Raw genomic sequence first — 19,625 nt, 5'->3', positions numbered from 1 at the left:
ATGGCTCATGCCCCGGACGACGAGATTTTCACGCTTCGGCTGGAACGCAGTGCCCCGGATCTCTGGCCCATGCTGGAGGAGCTTTACGGCCACCGCCACGACTATGCGGTGTTCCGTGGCGCGCTGATGAAGGTGCTGCGCAAGGGCTGGGCCGCACGCCCCGCCGACCTGCGGCGGCTGGACCTGAAGCGCGATCTGGAGCCGGACTGGTTCCAGCGCCCCGACCGGGCGGGCTATGTCTTCTACATCGACCGCTTCAGCGGCACGCTGAAGGGCGTGCTCGACCGGCTCGACTACCTTCAGGATCTGGGCATCACCTACGTCCATCTGATGCCCTGCCTTAAGCCGCGCCCGGGCGATAGCGACGGCGGCTATTCGGTGATGGACTACCGCGACATCAACCCGGATTTCGGCACGATGGAGGATTTCGAGGAGGTGGCGACGGCGCTCAGGGCGCGCGGCATCAGCCTCTGCATCGACCTCGTGCTGAACCACACCGCCAAGGAGCATGCCTGGGCGGTGAGGGCGGCGCGCGGGCGCGAGACCTATCAGGACTATTACCTGATGTTCGACAGCGAGGCTCTGCCGCGCCGCTTCGAGGAGACGCTGGTCGAAGTGTTTCCCGACACCGCGCCGGGCAGCTTCACCTTCTACCCCAAGCTCGGCAAATGGGTCTGGACCACCTTCAACGAGCACCAGTGGGATCTGAACTGGACCAACCCCAAGGTGTTTCTCGAGATCGTCGAGATCATGCTGTTCCTCGCCAATCGCGGCGTCGATGTGCTGAGGCTCGATGCCGTCGCCTTCATGTGGAAGCGCATCGGCACCCGCTGCCAGTCCGAGCCCGAGGTGCACATGATCCTGCAGGCGCTCCGGGCCTGCTCGCGCATCGTGGCCCCGGCGGTGATCCATCTGGCCGAGGCCATCGTCGGCCCCGCCGAAATGCTGCCCTATCTCGGGCGCGGGCGGCATGACGGGCGCGAGGGCAATCTCGCCTATCACAACTCGCTCATGGTGCAGTTCTGGTCGGCGCTGGCCACCCGCGACACCTGGATGATGACCCATGTGCTGCGCACCCACTTCCCGCTGACGCTGAACAACGCCACCTACGCCACCTACCTGCGCTGTCACGACGACATCGGCTGGGCCATCACCGACGAGGATGCGGGCGCGCTCGGGATCAGCGGCCCGGCGCATCGCGGCTTTCTCTCGTCCTTCTACGAGGGCAGCTTTCCCGGCTCCTTCGCCCGCGGCGTGCCGTTTCAGGTGAACGAGGCGACCGGCGACAAGCGGATCTCCGGCAGCCTGGCCGCGCTGGCGGGGTTGGAGGCGGCGGTGACGCCCGAGGCCGAGGAGATGGCGGTGCAGCGCATCCTGATGGGCCATGCGCTGATCGCGGCCTATGGGGGCATCCCGCTGATCTACATGGGTGACGAGCTGGCGATGCCGAACGACCGCAGCTATCTCGACCAACCCGACCACGCGCAGGACAGCCGCTGGATCCACCGGCCGCGCATGGATTGGGATCTGGCGGCGACGCGGGCCCAGGCCGAGACTCCGGCGGGGCGGGTCTTTCGCGGGCTGCGCGCCATCCTCGCCCGTCGCCGCGCCACGCCCGAGCTGCACGGGGCAGTGCCGACCGAGATCCTGCAGGCCGGGATTCCGGGCCTCTTCGCCTTCGCCCGCCGCGCGCCGGTGGGCAGCCTGCTCTGCCTCTTCAACTTCACCGAGCGCGCTCTGGACGTGCCCGAGGCCTTTCTGCGCGGGCAGGGGGCCGTGCGGCTGCAGGATGTGCTGGCCGAGGCGCCGGTGCTGCCCGAGGCCGGGCAGATCACCCTGCCGCCCTATGCGCGGCTCTGGCTGGCGTAGTCGCGCGCGCCGAAGATCGCGCTGCCGACGCGGACATGGGTCGCGCCATGCGCGATGGCCACCTCGAAATCGGCGCTCATCCCCATCGACAGCCCGGCGAGCCCGTTCCGCGCCGCGATCTGCGCCAGCTCCGTGAAATGCGGTGCCGGGTCGCCTTCTTCCGGCGGGATGCACATCAGCCCCCGCACCGGCAGGTCCATCCCCCGGCAGGCGGCGACAAAGCCATCGGCCTCGCCCGGCAGCACGCCGGCCTTCTGCGGCTCGGCCCCGGTGTTCACCTGCACGAAGAGATCCGGGCAGCCGCCGCGCTCCTGCGCCAGCCTGGCCAGCTTCTCGGCCAGCGAGGGCCGGTCGAGCGTGTGGATCGCCTCGAAGAGACCCATCGCCACCTTGGCCTTGTTGCTCTGCAGCGGCCCGATCATGTGCACCGACAGCGCGCCGAACCGCGCCCGCAGGTCTGGCCACTTGCCCGCTGCCTCCTGCACGTAATTCTCGCCGAAAGTCCGGTGGCCCGCCTCGAGCACCGCCTCGACCCGCTCCAGCGGCTGCACCTTGGAGACGGCGATCAGATGCACCGAGCCCGCCGCACGCCCGCTGGCCGCTTCCGCCGCCGCGATCCGCGCCTGTATCGCCTCGAGACCCATGCCGCCCTCCTTCTGTCGTCAGGGCTGCGGTCTAGCACGACCCGCGCGACGCTGCACCCCGGACATGAAAAAAGCGGGCCGAAGCCCGCTTTTCCCGATCGGATCCTGTGAAGGATCAGAAGCTCATCGTGATACCGAAGTCCGCGATGGTTTCTTTGTCGGCGTCGCCGAGCTCGTACTGAGCCACGCCGCCGACGATCTGAGCGCCGCCGCCGAGGTCGTAGGCCGCGCCGATGCTGTAGATGGTCTGGTCAGCAGCGAAGTCGCCCATGTCGGCGTCGCTGTAGGCGGCGACGAGGGTCAGGGCGTCCATGGTGTAGGAGCCGCGCAGACCGAAGGCGCTGACGTCAAGATCGCCGATCGAGTCGGTGATCGTGCCGTCGCTGTACATCGCAGCGATGCCGAACGCGTCGAAGGTGCCGCCGGCAACAGCGGTGACGACTTCAGCTTCAGCTTCGCCGACCACGGAGGTGGTGGCTGCCGAGAACAGCAGGCCGTCGTGCTTGGCATAGCCGAGACCAACGTAGGCGTCGCCGAAGTTGTACTTGCCGCCGATGGCGTAGCTGTCGGCCATGTCGCGGTCAACCTTGCCCGAGATCGACACGGAGAACGCGTCGGCCGAGTAGGTGTAGTTCACGTTGTGGTCGAGGGACTGGCCGTCGAGGTAGTCGTCGAGTTCGTCGCCCGAGATGTTCTCGGCCACGTCGTCGGTGTTCAGGTCGTCCCAGCCGGTGTCGGCGATGCCGCCGTTTTCGTCGGCTTCCGGAACAGCACCCATGCTCAGCTTGCCGAAGGCGCCCGAGATGAAGACGGTGGTGTCGTCGTTGGCCAGGTCGCCGTTGTTCTCGACGATCATGTCGATGGTGGCGCCGAAGGCCAGACCGGTGTCGGTTTCACCCGACATCGCAACGTAGAGAACGGCTTCGCTGTGGGCCGTCGTCTCTTCGTCCTGGGTGCCGTCGTACTTCAGACCCATTTTGGCCTGACCCGCGAAGCTGACTTCAGCGGCAGCGTAGCCAGCCGAGAATGCGAGCACGGTAGTCGCAAGCAGAATCTTTTTCATAGTTTTCCCTCGTTTTATCTGGAAGGTGCTGCCCAACTCAGGGGAATCCGAACTGGGTATGCCTTTGTTTCCCGCTTTGAGGGCTCGATTGCAATCCGAACGACCGGGCTTTCGGGAAGAACGCGGGGGTTGGTGCAGCTTTGCCACAGTCTCGTGAACGCCAGATCCGGGCGCTGCAGCGCGGAAAAACCGGGCCGGGATCTGCCGAAGCGCCTGTGCTTCTGGGAAAAGCCTTGTTCGGCCCCAACCGCTCGGCTAGACAGCGGATTATCTGTGAACGGGGGACTGCATGACCTTGAACCGCCTTGTGCGCGCCGCCATCGCCGGTGGTCTCGGGCTTACGATGGCAGGCTGCAGCGGCAGCCCCGCCGCCAACCCACCGATCAACGCGACCACCTACATGAGCCCCGGCCAGATGGAAGAGCTGGGCCCGCAGGAAGTCCAGCGCCTGTCGCGCGAGGATGCCCCGCGCCGCTCGACGATCTGGGACCTGTTCTCCAATGCCGACGACCCGAATGTCACGGTCGAGGTGAACAAATATATCTGGAACGCCTCGCTCGAGGTCCTGAACTTCCTGCCCGTCGAATCGGTCGATCCCTTCACCGGTGTCATCGTCACGGGCTATGGCCGTCCGCCGGGTGGCGGCCGCGCCTATCGCGCCACCGTCTATGTGCAGGACCCGGCGCTCGATGCCCGCTCGCTGAAGGTGGCGCTGGAGTCGCAGGGCGGTCCGGTCTCGGCCGAGACCCAGCGCGCGATCGAGGATGCGATCCTGACCCGTGCGCGCCAGCTGCGCATCCGCGACTCCAACCTCTGAGCCCGGCGGCGCCCCGGCATCTGTGGCGGGGGGCGCCCCGGTCCCGGGAGTGTCGGGCCCCGCCGCGGGCCCCGGAGCCTTTCGACCAAGAAGAAGCAGGGCGCGGCTCTGGACCTCCGGGCTTGGGTCGGTGTAACTGCGCCTGTACGCCAGACCCATGAGGCCGCCATGTCCTACGATCCCGCCGTAACCGAAGCCAGATGGCAAGCCGCCTGGGACGAGGCGGGCGTGTTCCGCGCAAGGCGCGACGCGGCCAGGCCGAAATACTACGTGCTCGAGATGTTCCCCTATCCGTCGGGGCGCATCCACATGGGCCATGTGCGCAACTACACCATGGGCGATGTGGTGGCCCGGCAGAAGGCCGCCGCCGGCTATTCGGTGCTGCACCCGATGGGCTGGGACGCCTTCGGCATGCCCGCCGAGAATGCCGCCATGGAGCGGGGCGGCCACCCCAAGGACTGGACCTACGGCAACATCGAGGTGATGCGCGAGCAGATGAAGCCTCTGGGCCTCTCGATCGACTGGAGCCGCGAATTCGCCACCTGCGATCCGGAATATTACGGCCAGCAGCAGGCCATGTTCATCGACATGCTGGAGGCGGGGCTGGTCTATCGCAAGAGCGCGGTGGTGAACTGGGACCCGGTCGACATGACGGTGCTCGCCAACGAACAGGTGATCGACGGCAAGGGCTGGCGGTCGAACGCGCCGGTGGTGCGGCGCGAGCTGACGCAGTGGTTCTTCCGCATCTCCGACTATTCCGGCGAACTCCTCGAGGCGCTGGACACGCTGAAGGACTGGCCCGAGAAGGTCCGGCTGATGCAGGCCAACTGGATCGGCCGGTCGCGCGGGCTGCAGTTCGCCTTCTCGCTCGTGGATGCGCCGGAGGGGTTCGACCGGCTCGAGGTCTACACCACGCGGCCCGATACGCTACTGGGGGCGTCCTTCGCCGGGATCTCGCCGGATCATCCGCTGGCCAAGCATCTGGAGCGCGACAATCCCGAGATCGCCGAATTCGTCGCCGAATGCCGCCGCATCGGCACCTCGGAGGAGGCGCTGGAGAAGGCCGAGAAGCGCGGCATGGATACCGGAATCCGCGTCCGGCATCCCTTCGATACCGCCTTCGAGCTGCCGGTCTACATCGCCAACTTCATCCTGATGGATTACGGCACCGGGGCGATCTTCGGCTGCCCGGCACATGACGCGCGCGATTTCGAATTCGCCACGAAATACGGCCTGCCGATCCCGCCGGTCTTCGTCGCCGAGGGCGCCGAGGAGGCGCCGCTGGCCGAGGCCTATGTGCCGCTGAAATCCGAGAAGGTGCATTACATCCGCGGCTTCGCGGGGCAGGAAGTGCAGACCGGCGAGGAGGCGGTGAACGCCGCCATCGAATTCTGCGAGTCGCAGGGCGTGGGCCGCGGCGTCACCAACTACCGCCTGCGCGACTGGGGCATCAGCCGCCAGCGCTACTGGGGCTGCCCGATCCCGGTGATCCATTGCGAAAGCTGCGGCGTCGTGCCCGAAGCCAAGGAAAACCTGCCGGTCCGCCTGCCCGACGATGTGAGCTTTGACATCCCGGGCAACCCGCTCGACCGCCATCCGACCTGGCGCGACTGCACCTGCCCGAAATGCGGCGCCCCGGGGCGGCGCGAGACCGACACGATGGATACCTTCGTCGACTCGAGCTGGTATTACGCGCGCTTCACCGCGCCGCATGCCGCGACGCCGACCGATGCCGAAGACGCCGATTACTGGATGAACGTCGATCAGTATATCGGCGGGGTGGAGCATGCGATCCTGCACCTGCTCTACTCGCGCTTCTTCGCCCGCGCGATGCACAAGACCGGGCACCTGCCCGCGAAGGCGATCGAGCCATTCAACGCGCTGTTCACCCAAGGCATGGTGACGCACGAGATCTACATGACCCGCGATGCGGCGGGCCGTCCGGTCTATCACCTGCCGGAGGATGTCGAGAACGGCGCGGTGAAGGCCACGGGCGAGGCGGTGGAGGTGATCCCCTCGGCCAAGATGTCGAAATCGAAGAAGAACGTGGTCGATCCTGTGTCGATCATCCAGTCCTTCGGCGCGGATACCGCGCGCTGGTTCGTCATGTCCGACTCGCCGCCCGAGCGCGATGTGGAATGGACGGCCTCCGGCGCAGAGGCTGCCTTCAAGCACATGGGCCGGGTCTGGCGTCTGGCCGACGAGATCGGCCGCGCCGATGCTGCACCCAATGCCGAGGATGCGGTGCTGGAGCGGGCGACGGCGCGGGCCATCGCCGAGGTGACCGCCGGGATCGAGGGCTTCGCCTTCAACAAGGCGGTGGCCAAGCTTTACGAGTTCACCAACACGCTGAACCGCTCCACCGCCGGGGCTGCGGCGCGGAAGCAGGCGATGCTGACCATGGCGCAGCTGATGTCGCCGATGGTGCCGCATCTGGCCGAGGAGATCTGGGCGATGCTGGGCGGGCAGGGGCTGGTGGCGCAGGCTGCATGGCCCAAGGCCGATCCCGCGCTCCTGGTCGAGGACACGGTCACCCTGCCGATCCAGATCAACGGCAAGCGGCGCGCGGAAATCAGCGTGCCGAAGGACATGCCCATCGCCGAGGTTGAAAAGCTGGTGCTGGCGGATGAGACTGTCGTCAAGGTGCTGGCTGGCAGCGCCCCGAAGAAACTCATCGTTGTCCCGGGCCGCATCGTCAATGTCGTCATCTGACCGCCGCAGCTTCCTGCTTCTGACCGTGGGCGCGCTCGCCGCCTGCGGCTTCCAGCCCGCCTATGCGCCGGGCGGGCCCGCGGCCCAGCTGCAGGGCTCGATCCGGGTGGACGATCCCGACGACAAGAACGGCTTCGATCTGGTCGAGCGGCTGGAAGAGCGCATCGGCCGCCCCGAGGCGCCACGCTTCGCGCTCAGCTACACGATCCGCACCGATCCGGTCGGCGTCGGCATCACCACGGAAAACTCGATCACCCGCTACAATCTCACCGGCGCCATCGACTGGGCGCTGACCGAGACGGCAACGGGCCGCAGGGTCACGGGCGGCACCGTGCGCAACTTCACCTCCTATTCCGCCACCGGATCGACCGTCGCGCTGATCTCGGCCGAGCAGGATGCGGCCTACCGGCTGATGCGCATCCTCGCCGACCAGATCACCATGCAGCTGGTCGCCACCTCGGGAAGCTGGGTCGGATGATCCTTCGGGGCATCGAGGCCACGCGCTATTTCGCCAAACCCGATCCGACGAAGACCGGCCTGCTGATCTTCGGTCAGGACGCGATGCGGGTGGCGCTGAAGCGGCAGGAGGTGGTGGCGGCGCTGATCGGCCCCGAGGGCCCCGCCGAGATGCGGCTGACCCGGCTGCCCGCTTCCGATCTGCGCAAGGACCCGGCGGCGCTGCTCGATGCGCTGACCGCGACCGGCTTCTTCCCCGGCCCGCGCGTGGTGCTCCTGGAGGAGGCAGGCGATTTCGCGACCGCGACCATCGGCGTCGCGCTGAAGGAGTGGCGCCCGGGCGATGCGCAGCTGGTGGTGACGGCGGGCGGGCTCACCGGCAAGTCCTCGCTGAAGAAACTGTTCGAGGCGCATCCCAATGCCTTTTCCGCCGGGCTCTACGACGATCCGCCGAGCCGCGAGGAGATCGAGGCGACGCTGAAGGCCTCGGGCCTCAGCGGCATCGACGGCGCGGCGATGGCCGATCTGTCGGCGCTGGCCCGCGATCTCGACCCGGGCGACTTCCGCCAGACGGTGGAGAAGATCGCGCTCTACAAATGGGGCGACACCACGCCGCTCAGTTCCGCCGATGTCGCGGCGATGGCCCCCGCCTCGATCGAGGCCGAGGTGGACGACGTGCTGCATGCCGTGGCCGAGGGCCGCCGGGGCGAGATCGGCCCGCTGATCCGCAGGCTCGAGGCGCAGGGCACCAACCCGGTGACGCTCTGCATCGGCGCGATGCGGCACTTCCGCTCGCTGCATCAGGCGGCAGCGGGCGGGGGCGGCGGGCGCCCCGCGTTCTTCGGCCCGCGCAAGGAGCAGATGCAGCGGCAGGCGCAGCGCTGGGGCCTGTTCCGGCTGGAGCAGGCGCTGGCCCTCCTGGTCGAGACCGACCTGACCCTGCGCTCGGCCAGCCGCGCGCCGCAGATGGCGCTGATGGAGCGGGCGCTGATCCGCCTCGCGATGCTGCCGCGCTGAGGGCGGCGGAAAGGCGCCGATCTCCCTCGCGCTCCTCTGCCTGCCCTCGCGGACGACATCTGCGGGATGCGCTGCGAATCGTGCTATGCTAGGCTTTGCCTCCAAGACCAAGAAAAGACGGAGCAGTCGATGAACAGGCCACTTACCGGGATTGCGCTTGGCGCGTCCCTCGCTTTTGCGATTCCCGCCCATGCCGTCGAGATGACCGGCGCCGAGGTCGGTCTTTCGCATTCCTTCTTCACCGATGACACCTCCTACGCCAAGACCACGCTGGAAGGATCGGCCGAGCTCGGCTTCGGCCCGACCTTCGGTCTGCAGGGCGATCTCGGGGTGAACTGGCTGAACGAGACCGACGAGACCGGCACCAGCGTCACGCTGCACGGGCTCTACCACGTCACCGACCAGACCTCGCTCGGCCTGTTCTACGGCTCCGACAAGCTGGACGGCGACAATGTGGATTATTACGGCTTCGAGGTCGGCCAGCAGGGCGACAGCTTCGACGTCGAGGCCTATGTCGGTCGCGGCGAGGATTCGGGCCTGACCGGCTCGCTGATGGGGGTCGAGGGCCGCTTCGCCGTTTCGGGCGCCTTCGGTCTCGGCGGCAAGCTGCAGAATGTCGATTTCGACGATGCCTCGCTGACCCGCGTCGGCCTGACCGGCGATTACACCATGTTCAACGGCATGGGGCTGACCGCCGAAGTCGGGCGGCTGAACTCCGACGGCATGGGCATCGGCAATGAAACCTATCTCGGTATCGGCGCCAAGATGAGCTTCGGCCCCAATCAGGGCGTGACCTTCGGCAAGCGCGGCATCCTCGACGTCCTGCCGGGGCTCTGAGCCTACAGCCCTGCGGCCGCCCGCCCGGCCCAGCGTCCGCTGGCAAGGCAGGCGGTCAGCAGGTAGCCCCCGGTGGGGGCCTCCCAGTCCAGCATCTCGCCGCAGGCGTAGGTGCCGGGAAGGGCGCGCAGCTCCAGCCCTTCCGTCAGGCTGGCCCGCGTGATCCCGCCCGCGACCGAGATCGCCTCGTCGAGCGGTCGCGGCCCGGCCAGCGGCACCGGCAGCGCCTTCACAAGCCCCGCCAGCGCCGCGCCCTCGGGCAGCGGGCGACCGAACTCCTGCAGCAGCGCCACGGCGACAGGCGACAGCCCCAGCTTGCGCAGCCGGTTCGCCACGCTCTCCTTGGCCTTGCCCTGCGCCAGCCGCGCCGCCAGCTGCTCCACGCTCAGATCGGGCAGCAGATCCAGCCTCAGCGCCGCCCCCTCGCGCAAGTCCTTCGAGACGGTATAGATCCCGCCCCCCTCCAGCCCCCGGCCGGAGACGACGAATTCCCCCCGCTCCCGGCGCGCACCGACGCAGAGGGCCACGCCCTTCACCGGCGCGCCGAAGTGCCGCGCCATATGCGGCGACCAATCCACCAGAAACCCCATGTTCGCCGGGCGGAACGGCGCCATCCCGACGCCCCGCACCTCCAGCCAGGGCGCCCAGGCCCCGTCGGAGCCGAGCCGCCGCCAGCTCGCCCCGCCAAGCGCCAGCACCGTCACCCGCGCCTTCAGATGCTGCGGCCCCTCCGGCGTCTCGAACCCGTCGCCGGTCCAGCGCCAGCGCGTCCGGACCTCCACCCCCAGGGAGGCCAGCCGCGCGAGCCAGGACCGCAGCAGCGGTGAGGCCTTCATCGCGACGGGAAACACCCGCCCCGACGACCCGGTGAACATCTCCTGCCCGAGCCCCCGCGCCCAGTCCTGCACCTCGGCCGGGCCGAAGGCCGCCAGCATCGGCCGCAGCCAATCCGCCGCTTCAAGATACTGTCCGGCAAACACCTCCGGCGGCTCGTCCTTGGTCAGGTTCAGCCCCGACTTCCCCGCCATCAGCAGCTTGCGCCCGACGCTCGGCTTGCCGTCGCAGACCACCACCCGCCGCCCGGCCCGCGCCAGCTCCTCCGCCGCCATCAACCCGGCAGGCCCGGCCCCGATCACCAGCGCATCGATCATAGCACTCTCCCCGCAAGCCCCCCTGCATAGCGGAACCCGCCGCGGCGCGAAAGCACGGGCGGGCAGGGGAGCCGGAGGGAGATTTGGAGATGGTGTCCGCGGCGGGATTCGAACCCACGGCCCCAGGATTCATACCACTTCGACTTTCGCCGCCCCCCTTTCGGGAGTTCGTGGTCTGGACTGTCCCTTCACCATCGACGCGAACGTCCTTAGGTGCTGCCCGTCCAGTCTCTACACCTTCCCGGCGGACCGGGCTTGGCTCGGGATTGGCCTGGCGCCTCGACGCGTTAGCGTTCCCCGACTTTGAGCAGATCCGTTGCGCGGTTTCCCCTCGCAACGCCCAATTTGAACTAGGAATCCTGTGCTCTATCCAGCTGAGCTACGCAGACATCATCTCCGCCCCATTGCATAAACCGGATGCCGGCGTTCGGCAACAGGGCAACTGAGCGCTGTGCGGTCTGGGGAGGGGGGAGGCAAGGGGGAGTGACTTTTGGCCCACCACTCCCCCTCTGGTCCGTCGCGTCGTCTTCGGAGAGCTTGCATGACGCGCAGGATGAGGTCGCCACAACTTGGTGGCCGTTACCGCTAACATTAGCGCAAGACGCGCCCTTGGACAAGCCCCGCCTTTGGCGCTAACAAGAAAATGAGCACTGCACGAAAGGCCCTCGCCCTGTGGCAAAAGACCCGGCTACCCCTCCCCGTCGCACCCTGACCCTCCGCGACGTGTCCGAGGCTTCAGGCGTCAGCGAAATGACCGTCAGCCGCGTGCTGCGCAACCGCGGCGACGTCTCGGGCACCACGCGCGAGCGGGTGCTGGAGGCGGCGCGGGCATTGGGCTATGTCCCGAACAAGATCGCAGGGGCGCTGGCCAGCCAGCGGGTGAACCTTGTCGCGGTCATCATCCCGTCGCTGTCGAACATGGTCTTTCCCGAGGTGATGACCGGCATCTCCGACGTGCTTGAGGACACCGGCCTGCAACCCGTGGTCGGCGTCACCAACTACTCGCCCGAGCGCGAGGAGAAGGTGCTTTACGAGATGCTCTCCTGGCGCCCCTCCGGCGTCATCATCGCCGGGTTGGAGCATTCACCCGCCGCGCGCGCCATGCTGGAGAATGCCGGCATCCCCATCGTCGAGGTCATGGACATCGACGGCACCCCGGTCGACAGCGCTGTCGGCATCTCGCATTTCCGCGCCGGGCGGCACATGGCGGCGGCCATCGTCGCGGCGGGCTACCGCAGGATCGGCTTTCTCGGCACGATGATGCCGCATGACCACCGCGCCCGGAAGCGGCTCGAGGGCTTCGAGGAAGAGCTCGCGAAATCCGGGCTCGAGGTGCAGGACCGCGAGTTCTACTCCGGCGGCTCGCAGCTCCTGAAGGGGCGCGAGATGACCGAGGCGATCCTGACCCGCAGCCCGGATCTCGATTTCCTCTACTACTCCAACGACATGATCGCGGCGGGCGGGCTGCTCTACTGCCTGCACCACGACATCGACGTGCCGGGCAAGGTCGGACTCGCCGGCTTCAACGGGGTGGAGCTGCTGGAGGGTCTGCCCTGCCGGCTGGCGACGATGGACGCCTGCCGCCACGAGATCGGCCGCCGCGCCGCCGAGATCATCGCCGGGCTGCGCGAGGATGGGGCGACTGCGGGGGTCATCACCGAGCTGGAGCCGAAGCTGCAGCCGGGCGACACGATCCGCAGCCGCTAGGCCCGCTCCAGCGCCAGCCGCGCCCCGAGCCCGGCAAAGGAGGCGGCGAAGGCGCGGCGCAGCCATGTCATCACCCGCGGGCTGGACAGGATCGCGCGGCGCGAGCTGGCGACCAGCAGCACATAGCCGACGAAGGTGACGAAGGTCATCGCGGTAAAGCCGAGGCCAAGCTCCACCAGCAGCCCGGTGGGACTGCCGGCAGGGATGAACTGCGGCAGGAAGGCCACGAAGAACAGGGGCAGCTTGGGGTTCAGCAGATTGAGCAGGATGCCGCGCCAGACGATCCGCCCCGCCGTCCCCGGCTCGGCCGCGTCGATCCGCATCCCGCCCGTCCCCTGCAGCGTGGCCCAGGCCATCCACAAGAGATAGGCGACGCCGGCGAATTTCAGCACTTGGAACAGCACCGCGCTGGTGTGCAGCACCGCCGCCAGCCCCGCCATCGCCGCCACCATATGCAGCGCGGTGACCAGGGTGCAGCCGAGCGCGGCGAGCAACCCGGCGCGCATCCCGCCGCCGAGTGTCATGGACAGGGTATAGACCACGCCGATCCCCGGCGAGACGCAGACGATGAAGGCGGTCAGCAGGAATTCGAAGCTCATGCGGCGATCCTCCCGAACGGCAGGATGCGCAACGCGCCCCCCGCGCGGCAAGAGTTTTCACAAAACTCTTGCCAAAATCCTTCTCAAGGATTTTGGCCCCGGATCAGACCGCGCTCGGCACCGGCTCGCGCAGCACGCGCGGCACCTTGAACTCGACGCGCTCCTTCACCGTCTCCACCAGCTCGACCGTCGTGTCGAACCGCGCCTCGAAGGCTGCGATCACCTCGTCAACCAGCACTTCCGGCGCCGAGGCCCCTGCCGCCACGCCGACCCGGGTCACGCCTTCCAGCGCCCGCCAGTCGATGTCGGTCGCCCGCTGCACCAGCTGCGCATAGCCACAGCCCGCCGCGCGCCCGACCTCGACCAGCCGCCGCGAGTTCGACGAATTCGGCGCGCCGATCACCAGAAGCGCGTCGATCCGGTCGGCGATCGCCTTCACGGCGCCCTGCCGGTTGGTCGTGGCATAGCAGATGTCTTCCTTGTGCGGCACTTCGATGGCGGGGAACTTCGCCCGCAGCGCCGCGACGATGGCTGCCGTGTCATCGACCGATAGGGTGGTCTGGGTGATATAGGCCAGCCGCTCCGGATCGCGCACGTCCAGCGTCGCCACATCCTCCACCGTCTCGACCAGCAGCACCTCGCCCTCGGGCAGCTGCCCCATGGTGCCGATGGTCTCGGGATGGCCCTTGTGGCCGATCATCACCATCTGCAGCCCGTTCTCGTGATGCCGCTCGGCTTCCAGATGCACCTTGCTCACCAGGGGGCAGGTCGCATCGACATAGACCATCTCGCGCCGCTCGGCCTCGGCCGGCACCGCCTTGGGGACGCCATGCGCCGAGAAGATCACCGGACGGTCCTGCGGCACCTCGTCCAGTTCCTCGACGAAGACGGCGCCCATCTCGCGCAGCCGGTCCACCACGAACTTGTTGTGCACGATCTCGTGCCGGACATAGACCGGCGCGCCCCATTTCTGCAGCGACAGCTCGACGATCTTGATCGCGCGGTCCACGCCGGCGCAGAAGCCGCGCGGCGCGGCGAGAAACAGGGTCAGGGCGGGTCGGGTCATGCGAGGGCTCATCGGTCAGGGTGGTCCAGAGGTAAGCCCTGCGGCGCCGCAGGTCCAGTCCCCCACGGCGTCGCATCCCGCGCCGCAAGGCCGGCGGCGGGGCAGGGCCAATGAAAAGGACCAGCGCGGTTTCCCCAAACCGGCTGGCCCCCCTGTCGTCACGCCGCTTGCGCTTCGGCGTCCCTTGCCGGGTGTCTCCCGGCTCGGGTCACTTCGCCTCGGCGGCGATCTCCTCGCGTTCCATCCGCGGCTCGCGCGGAGGGCGGCCGATGACGTCGCGCAGCTCGTCGAGCTCGATGAAATTGTCGGCCTGGCGGCGCAGCTCGTCGGCGATCATCGGCGGCTGGCTGCGGATGGTCGAGACCACCGACACGCGCACGCCCTGGCGTTGCAGGCTCTCGACCAGCGGGCGGAAATCGCCGTCGCCCGAGAACAGAACGATATGATCGACACGCGGCGCCAGCTCCATGGCATCGACGGTCAGCTCGATGTCCATGTTGCCCTTGACCTTCCGACGGCCCTGGCTGTCGGTGTATTCCTTGGCCGGCTTCGTCACCATGGTGAAGCCGTTGTAGTGCAGCCAGTCCACCAGCGGCCGGATCGGCGAGTAATCGTCGTTCTCCAGCAGCGCAGTATAGTAGAAGGCCCGCAGCAGCTTGCCGCGGCGCATGAATTCCTGCCTGAGCAGCTTGTAGTCGATGTCGAACCCTAGCGCCTTCGCCGCGGCATAAAGGTTAGACCCGTCTATGAACAGCGCGAGCCGTTCGTCCTTGTAAAACATTACTTGTGTCCCCTTGAAATCTGTGCCCCGTCAATCTGCCTTCTGCGCGCGCAATACGTTTTTTAGGAAAATCGACAAGTCCTGAGATATCAGTCAAAAGAGTGCGCCGACAAGCGGGGCCCTTGAGAAAGTTATAGCATTGCCCGACCCTTCTGGAAAGCTCGCTCTGGTTGCATTCGGCGGGAACCTGTCGCTCGGCGGCCTGCCGCCTGCGGCGCTGATCCGCAACGCCTTTTCTGCGATTTGCGAGGCAGGGCTTGGGTTTGGCCGGTTGAGCCGGCTTTATGCCACCCCCTGCTTTCCAGCCGGCGCCGGGCCGGACTATGTGAATGCAGCCGCCGTAATCCCTTTTGATGCAGATCTTGACCCAGCGGCAATTCTGGATCGCCTGCACGCGGTAGAAGCGCGTTTCGGGCGCGAAAGGCTGATGCGCTGGTCGGCTCGGACAGTTGACGTCGATCTGATCGCCTGGGGCGATTCGGTCTTGCCCGACCGCGCGACGCAGACGTTCTGGCGCAACCTGCCCCTCGCCGAGCAGCAGCGGCGCACCCCTGACCGGCTGATCCTGCCGCATCCGCGGATGCAGGACCGTGCCTTTGTTCTTGTTCCTCTTCAAGACCTGGCGCCCGATTGGCGCCATCCGATCCTGGGCTTGACGGTCACCGAAATGCTCGCCGCGCTGCCCGCCGCCGACCGCGAGGCGGTGCGGCCTCTGGCCGAATGAGCCGCTCCGGAAGGGCCAGGATTCCGGGCTTGTCAAGAGGTCTGGCAGGTCTTACATAGGGCCGTTCCATGCCCCCTGTCCGAAACTGGAGTATCCCATGGCCCGCGTGACGGTTGAAGACTGCGTTGACAAGGTTCCGAACCGCTTCGAGCTGGTGATGCTTGCCGCCCACCGGGCGCGCGAGATTGCCGCAGGCTCGCCGGTGACGGTAGACCGCGACAACGACAAGAACCCCGTCGTGTCGCTGCGCGAGATCGCCGACGAGACCCAGAGCGCGGAATCCCTGCGCGAGCGGATGATCGAAAGCCACCAGACCCAGATCGAGGTGGACGAGCCGGAAGAAGACCAGATGGCGCTGCTCATGGGCGGCGAGGTCGATCGTCCGATGCAGGACGACATGTCGGAAGAGAAACTGCTGCGCGCCCTGATGGAAGCGCAGGGTCAGAACTGACCCGCAGCGACTGAAGAGAAAGCGACGAGGGCAATGATCGACGTCGAAGACCTGATCGCCCTCGTCCGCAATTACAATCCGCGCACCAACGCCGATCTGATCCGCCGGGCCTATGCCTACGGCAAGCAGATGCACGAGGGCCAGTTCCGCCACTCGGGCGAGCCCTATTTCACCCATCCCGTCGCCGTCGCCGCCATCCTCACCGAACAGCGGCTGGACGATGCGACCATCGTGACCGCGCTGCTGCACGACACGATCGAGGATACCAAATCCACCTATACCGAGGTCTCGCGCCTCTTCGGCCCCGAGATTGCCGAGCTGGTGGATGGCGTCACCAAGCTGACCAATCTCGAGCTGTCCTCCGCCCAGTCCAAGCAGGCCGAGAACTTCCGCAAGCTGTTCATGGCGATGTCGAAGGATCTGCGGGTCATCCTCGTCAAGCTCGCCGACCGTCTGCACAACATGCGCACCATCAAGTCGATGCGCCCGGAGAAGCAGGCGCAGAAGGCACGCGAGACGATGGAGATCTTCGCCCCGCTCGCCGGGCGCATGGGCATGCAATGGATGCGCGAGGAGTTGGAAGACCTCGGCTTCCGCGTGCTGAACCCCGAGGCGCGCAACTCGATCATCCGCCGCTTCATCACGCTGCAGCGCGAGACCGGCGACGTGGTGCACAAGATCACCGCCGACATCCGGCTGGAGCTGGAAAAGGCCCAGATCGAGGCCGATGTCTATGGCCGCGCCAAGAAGCCCTATTCGATCTGGCGCAAGATGCAGGAGAAGGATCTCGCCTTCTCGCGCCTCTCCGACATCTACGGCTTCCGGGTGATCTGCGCCTCCGAGCAGGATTGCTACCGCATCCTCGGCGTCATCCACCAACGCTGGCGCGCCGTGCCGGGCCGGTTCAAGGATTACATCAGCCAGCCGAAATCCAACGGCTACCGCTCGATCCACACCACCGTCTCGGGCCGCGACGGCAAGCGGGTCGAGGTGCAGGTGCGCACCCGCCAGATGCACGAGGTCGCCGAGGCCGGGGTGGCCGCGCATTGGTCCTACCGCGAGGGCGTGCGCGCGCTGAACCCCTTCGCCGTCGATCCGGCGAAATGGATCGCCGGCCTGACCGAGCGGCTGGACGAGGACGACCACGACGAGTTCATGGAGAACGTGAAGCTCGAGATGTACACCGATCAGGTGTTCTGCTTCACGCCGAAGGGCGATGTGGTGCAGCTGCCGCGTGGGGCGACGCCGCTCGACTACGCCTATGCGATCCACACCCGCATCGGCAACTCCTGCGTCTCGGCCAAGATCGACGGCATCCGCGTGCCGCTCTGGACCCGGCTGAAGAACGGCCAGTCGGTCGAGATCATCACCGCCGAGGGTCAGCGACCGCAATCCTCCTGGATCGACATCGTGACGACGGGCCGCGCCAAGGCCGCGATCCGCCGCAGCTTGCGCGAGGAGGACCGGGGCCGTTTCGTCAAGCTGGGGCAGGAGCTCGCCCGCGCCGCCTTCGACCACGTGGGGCGCAAGGCCACCGACAAGGCGTTGCGCACCGCCGCCAAGATGCTCGGCCTCTCCGACGAGACCGAGCTTCTGGCGCAACTGGGCAGCGCCGAGCTCACCGCCCGCCGCGTGGTCGAGACGCTCTATCCCGAGCTCGCCCGCTCCGGCGCGCCCGAGGTCGATGCGCAGCGCCCCGTCGTCGGTCTGTCGCAGGATCAGCAGTTCCGCCGCGCCACCTGCTGCCAGCCGGTGCCGGGCGAGCGCATCGTCGGCATCACCTATCGCGGGCAGGGCGTGGTGATCCATGCCATCGATTGTCCCGCTCTCGAAGAATTCGAGGAACAACCTGCCCGCTGGGTGGATTTGCACTGGCATGCCGGTCGCCACGCCGCCGTGCATACGGTGACGCTCGACCTGACCATCTCGAACGACGCCGGCGTTTTGGGAAGGATCTGCACCTTGATCGGCGAACAGAAGGCCAATATCTCCGATCTCCGCTTCACCGACCGGAAGCCGGACTATTACAGACTGCTGGTAGACGTGGACCTGCGCGATGTCGAACACCTGCACATGGTGATGACCGCGCTGGAAGCGGAGACCGACGTGGCGCAGATCTCGCGCCACCGGGATCTGAGCAGGAAGCCCTGACCGGGCGAGGAGGATCTTGGTGTTCAAACGGCGTGACAAGCGCACCTATACGCAGTTGCTGACGGAATCCGTCTACCCGCGCGGCGGCTGGCGGCGGGCGGCCTATTACGTGCAGCACCGCCTGCAACGCCTGCCGGACGAGCCGCACCGCATCGCCCGCGGCGTCTTCGCGGGCGTGTTCATCTCCTTCACCCCGCTCTTCGGCTTCCATTTCCTCGGCGCGGCGCTGATCGCCTGGGTCCTGCGCGGCAACATCCTCGCGGCGCTGCTGGCGACCTTCGTCGGCAACCCTCTGACCACGCCGCTCATCGCCGTCAGCTCGATCGAGCTCGGCCACTGGATGCTCGGCACCACGGCGCATTTCAACCTGATGACGGTGTTCGAATCCTTCACCAGCGCCGGTCAGGAGATCACCCACAACCTGCTGGCGATCTTCACCACCGAGTCGACCCGCTGGCACAAGCTCGGCGCCTTCCTCCAGACCATCTTCCTGCCCTATCTGGTCGGCGGCATCCTGCCCGGCCTCCTGGTGAGCTTCGTCTTCTACTTCCTCACCATCCCGGTGATCCGCGCCTACCAGATCCTGCGCGCCAAGCAGGCCTGCGAGCGCAAGCGGCGGCGGTTGCACGCAAAGCACGGCCCGCTCACAGAAATACGCAGCCCGCTGCTGCCGCAGGATGACGGAAGCAGCGGAAGGCCGTAACATGGGCCAAGTCACAGGAAGGGGCGCCAAGCCATGAAACCACTCGGGCGGCTGCGGCTGGGGGTGAACATTGATCACGTGGCCACGGTGCGCAACGCCCGCGGCTCCGCTTGGCCCGACCCGCTGCGCGCGGCGCTGGTGGCCGAGGCGGCGGGCGCCGACGGCATCACCGCCCATCTGCGCGAAGACCGCCGCCATATCCGCGACGACGATATCGCCGCGCTGATGGCGGGCATCACCGTGCCCTTGAACTTCGAGATGGCCGCCACGCCCGAGATGCAGGCCATCGCCCTGCGCCATCGCCCGCATGCCGTCTGCCTCGTGCCGGAAAAGCGCGAGGAGCGCACCACCGAAGGCGGGCTCGACGTGGCGGGCGACATCCCGCGGCTCACCGACTACATCGCCGCGCTGCGCGAGGCGGGCTGCCGCGTGTCGATGTTCATCGGCCATGACGTGCGCCAGATCGAGGCTTCGGCCGAGATCAAGGCGGCAGTGGTCGAGCTGCACACCGGACACTACTGCGACCTGATCGCCGAGGGCCGCAGCGCCGAGGCCGCGGTGGAGCTCGAGGCCCTGCGCGAAGGCGCGGCGCTCGCCCATTCGCTCGGGCTCGAGGTCCATGCCGGGCATGGCATCAGCTACGACACCGTGGCCGAGATCGCCGCCTTCCCGCAGGTGATGGAGCTGAACATCGGCCATTTCCTCGTCGGCGAGGCGATCTTCCGCGGTCTGGGCAGCGCCATCGAAGGCATGCGCCGCCGGATGTCCGCGGCCCGCGAGACGCTGGCGTGACGCAGGAGTTTTCCAAGACTCTCGCAAGATCCTTCCGGGGATCTTGCCCGCTCCCTCCCGCGCGCTCCCCGCTCCGGCAAGACTT

The 19,625-nt window shown here is 67.3% G+C and carries 18 protein-coding genes; 12 read left to right on the top strand and 6 right to left on the bottom strand.

Features of this window, described 5'->3' with window-relative positions; genetic code table 11:
- On the top strand, positions 1-1,869 hold the full coding sequence (locus AC3A5Z_RS14995) for an amylosucrase (RefSeq protein WP_487520152.1): 1,869 nt from the start codon (positions 1-3) through the stop codon (positions 1,867-1,869).
- Here AC3A5Z_RS14995 and AC3A5Z_RS14990 read toward each other — a convergent pair.
- Positions 1,845-2,513, bottom strand: a complete 669-nt coding sequence (locus AC3A5Z_RS14990; RefSeq protein WP_487520151.1) for a YggS family pyridoxal phosphate-dependent enzyme — start codon at positions 2,511-2,513, stop codon at positions 1,845-1,847. The genes AC3A5Z_RS14995 and AC3A5Z_RS14990 overlap by 25 nt on opposite strands.
- Before the next feature lie 115 nt (positions 2,514-2,628).
- The gene (locus AC3A5Z_RS14985; protein WP_487520150.1) at positions 2,629-3,576 is read right to left on the bottom strand and encodes a porin; all 948 of its coding nucleotides are present in this window, start codon (positions 3,574-3,576) and stop codon (positions 2,629-2,631) included.
- Between the two features lie 289 nt (positions 3,577-3,865).
- Between AC3A5Z_RS14985 and AC3A5Z_RS14980 the strand changes: the two genes are divergently transcribed.
- The 5 genes from AC3A5Z_RS14980 to AC3A5Z_RS14960 all read left to right on the top strand — a co-directional run bounded on the left by AC3A5Z_RS14980 (position 3,866) and on the right by AC3A5Z_RS14960 (position 9,415).
- Positions 3,866-4,393, top strand: a complete 528-nt coding sequence (locus AC3A5Z_RS14980; protein WP_487520149.1) for a DUF3576 domain-containing protein — start codon at positions 3,866-3,868, stop codon at positions 4,391-4,393.
- Positions 4,394-4,561: 168 nt separating this feature from the next.
- On the top strand, positions 4,562-7,105 hold the full coding sequence (leuS, locus tag AC3A5Z_RS14975; RefSeq protein ID WP_487520148.1) for a leucine--tRNA ligase: 2,544 nt from the start codon (positions 4,562-4,564) through the stop codon (positions 7,103-7,105).
- Positions 7,092-7,583, top strand: a complete 492-nt coding sequence (gene lptE, locus AC3A5Z_RS14970) for an LPS assembly lipoprotein LptE (protein WP_487520147.1) — start codon at positions 7,092-7,094, stop codon at positions 7,581-7,583. Before leuS ends, lptE begins: the two co-directional genes overlap by 14 nt.
- Positions 7,580-8,578: a DNA polymerase III subunit delta gene (holA, locus tag AC3A5Z_RS14965; RefSeq protein WP_487520146.1), complete on the top strand. Its 999-nt coding sequence runs from the start codon at positions 7,580-7,582 to the stop codon at positions 8,576-8,578. The genes lptE and holA overlap by 4 nt, the downstream gene beginning before the upstream one ends.
- 129 nt (positions 8,579-8,707) lie before the next feature.
- Positions 8,708-9,415, top strand: a complete 708-nt coding sequence (locus tag AC3A5Z_RS14960) for a hypothetical protein (protein WP_487520145.1) — start codon at positions 8,708-8,710, stop codon at positions 9,413-9,415.
- 2 nt (positions 9,416-9,417) lie between these two features.
- On the opposite strand, the gene AC3A5Z_RS14955 is transcribed toward AC3A5Z_RS14960, so the two are convergent.
- Positions 9,418-10,563, bottom strand: coding sequence for a TIGR03862 family flavoprotein (locus AC3A5Z_RS14955; RefSeq protein ID WP_487520578.1), 1,146 nt, complete (start codon positions 10,561-10,563; stop codon positions 9,418-9,420).
- A gap of 675 nt (positions 10,564-11,238) precedes the next feature.
- On the opposite strand from AC3A5Z_RS14955, the gene AC3A5Z_RS14950 reads away from it, so the two are divergent.
- Entirely contained in the window at positions 11,239-12,273 is a 1,035-nt protein-coding gene (locus tag AC3A5Z_RS14950) for a LacI family DNA-binding transcriptional regulator (RefSeq protein WP_487520144.1), read from the top strand.
- Here AC3A5Z_RS14950 and AC3A5Z_RS14945 read toward each other — a convergent pair.
- The 3 genes from AC3A5Z_RS14945 to AC3A5Z_RS14935 all read right to left on the bottom strand — a co-directional run bounded on the left by AC3A5Z_RS14945 (position 12,270) and on the right by AC3A5Z_RS14935 (position 14,719).
- The gene (locus tag AC3A5Z_RS14945) at positions 12,270-12,872 is read right to left on the bottom strand and encodes a LysE family translocator (RefSeq protein ID WP_487520143.1); all 603 of its coding nucleotides are present in this window, start codon (positions 12,870-12,872) and stop codon (positions 12,270-12,272) included. The two genes, AC3A5Z_RS14950 and AC3A5Z_RS14945, sit on opposite strands and share 4 nt — an antisense overlap.
- Before the next feature lie 103 nt (positions 12,873-12,975).
- Positions 12,976-13,938 (bottom strand): 4-hydroxy-3-methylbut-2-enyl diphosphate reductase, encoded by a 963-nt coding sequence (gene ispH / locus AC3A5Z_RS14940; RefSeq protein WP_487520142.1) that lies wholly within the window; start codon positions 13,936-13,938, stop codon positions 12,976-12,978.
- A gap of 208 nt (positions 13,939-14,146) precedes the next feature.
- The gene (locus AC3A5Z_RS14935; protein ID WP_487520141.1) at positions 14,147-14,719 is read right to left on the bottom strand and encodes a LabA-like NYN domain-containing protein; all 573 of its coding nucleotides are present in this window, start codon (positions 14,717-14,719) and stop codon (positions 14,147-14,149) included.
- Positions 14,720-14,858: 139 nt separating this feature from the next.
- Between AC3A5Z_RS14935 and folK the strand changes: the two genes are divergently transcribed.
- The 5 genes from folK to AC3A5Z_RS14910 all read left to right on the top strand — a co-directional run bounded on the left by folK (position 14,859) and on the right by AC3A5Z_RS14910 (position 19,540).
- Positions 14,859-15,443 (top strand): 2-amino-4-hydroxy-6-hydroxymethyldihydropteridine diphosphokinase, encoded by a 585-nt coding sequence (gene folK / locus AC3A5Z_RS14930; protein WP_487520140.1) that lies wholly within the window; start codon positions 14,859-14,861, stop codon positions 15,441-15,443.
- Positions 15,444-15,540: 97 nt separating this feature from the next.
- Entirely contained in the window at positions 15,541-15,894 is a 354-nt protein-coding gene (gene rpoZ, locus AC3A5Z_RS14925; protein WP_107663488.1) for a DNA-directed RNA polymerase subunit omega, read from the top strand.
- 33 nt (positions 15,895-15,927) lie between these two features.
- Positions 15,928-18,045 carry a RelA/SpoT family protein gene (locus AC3A5Z_RS14920; protein WP_487520139.1) on the top strand — a complete coding sequence of 706 codons (2,118 nt, stop codon included), beginning with the start codon at positions 15,928-15,930 and terminating at the stop codon, positions 18,043-18,045.
- A gap of 16 nt (positions 18,046-18,061) precedes the next feature.
- Positions 18,062-18,748 carry a DUF2062 domain-containing protein gene (locus AC3A5Z_RS14915; RefSeq protein ID WP_487520138.1) on the top strand — a complete coding sequence of 229 codons (687 nt, stop codon included), beginning with the start codon at positions 18,062-18,064 and terminating at the stop codon, positions 18,746-18,748.
- 33 nt (positions 18,749-18,781) lie between these two features.
- Positions 18,782-19,540 (top strand): pyridoxine 5'-phosphate synthase, encoded by a 759-nt coding sequence (locus AC3A5Z_RS14910; protein WP_487520137.1) that lies wholly within the window; start codon positions 18,782-18,784, stop codon positions 19,538-19,540.
- The last annotated feature ends 85 nt before the right edge of the window (positions 19,541-19,625 follow it).

The sequence above is a fragment of the Cereibacter sp. Soil_C_27 genome (assembly GCF_057657095.1).
Note: the sequence above shows the minus strand (reverse complement) of the source record. Positions and strands in the feature narration are given on the sequence as shown.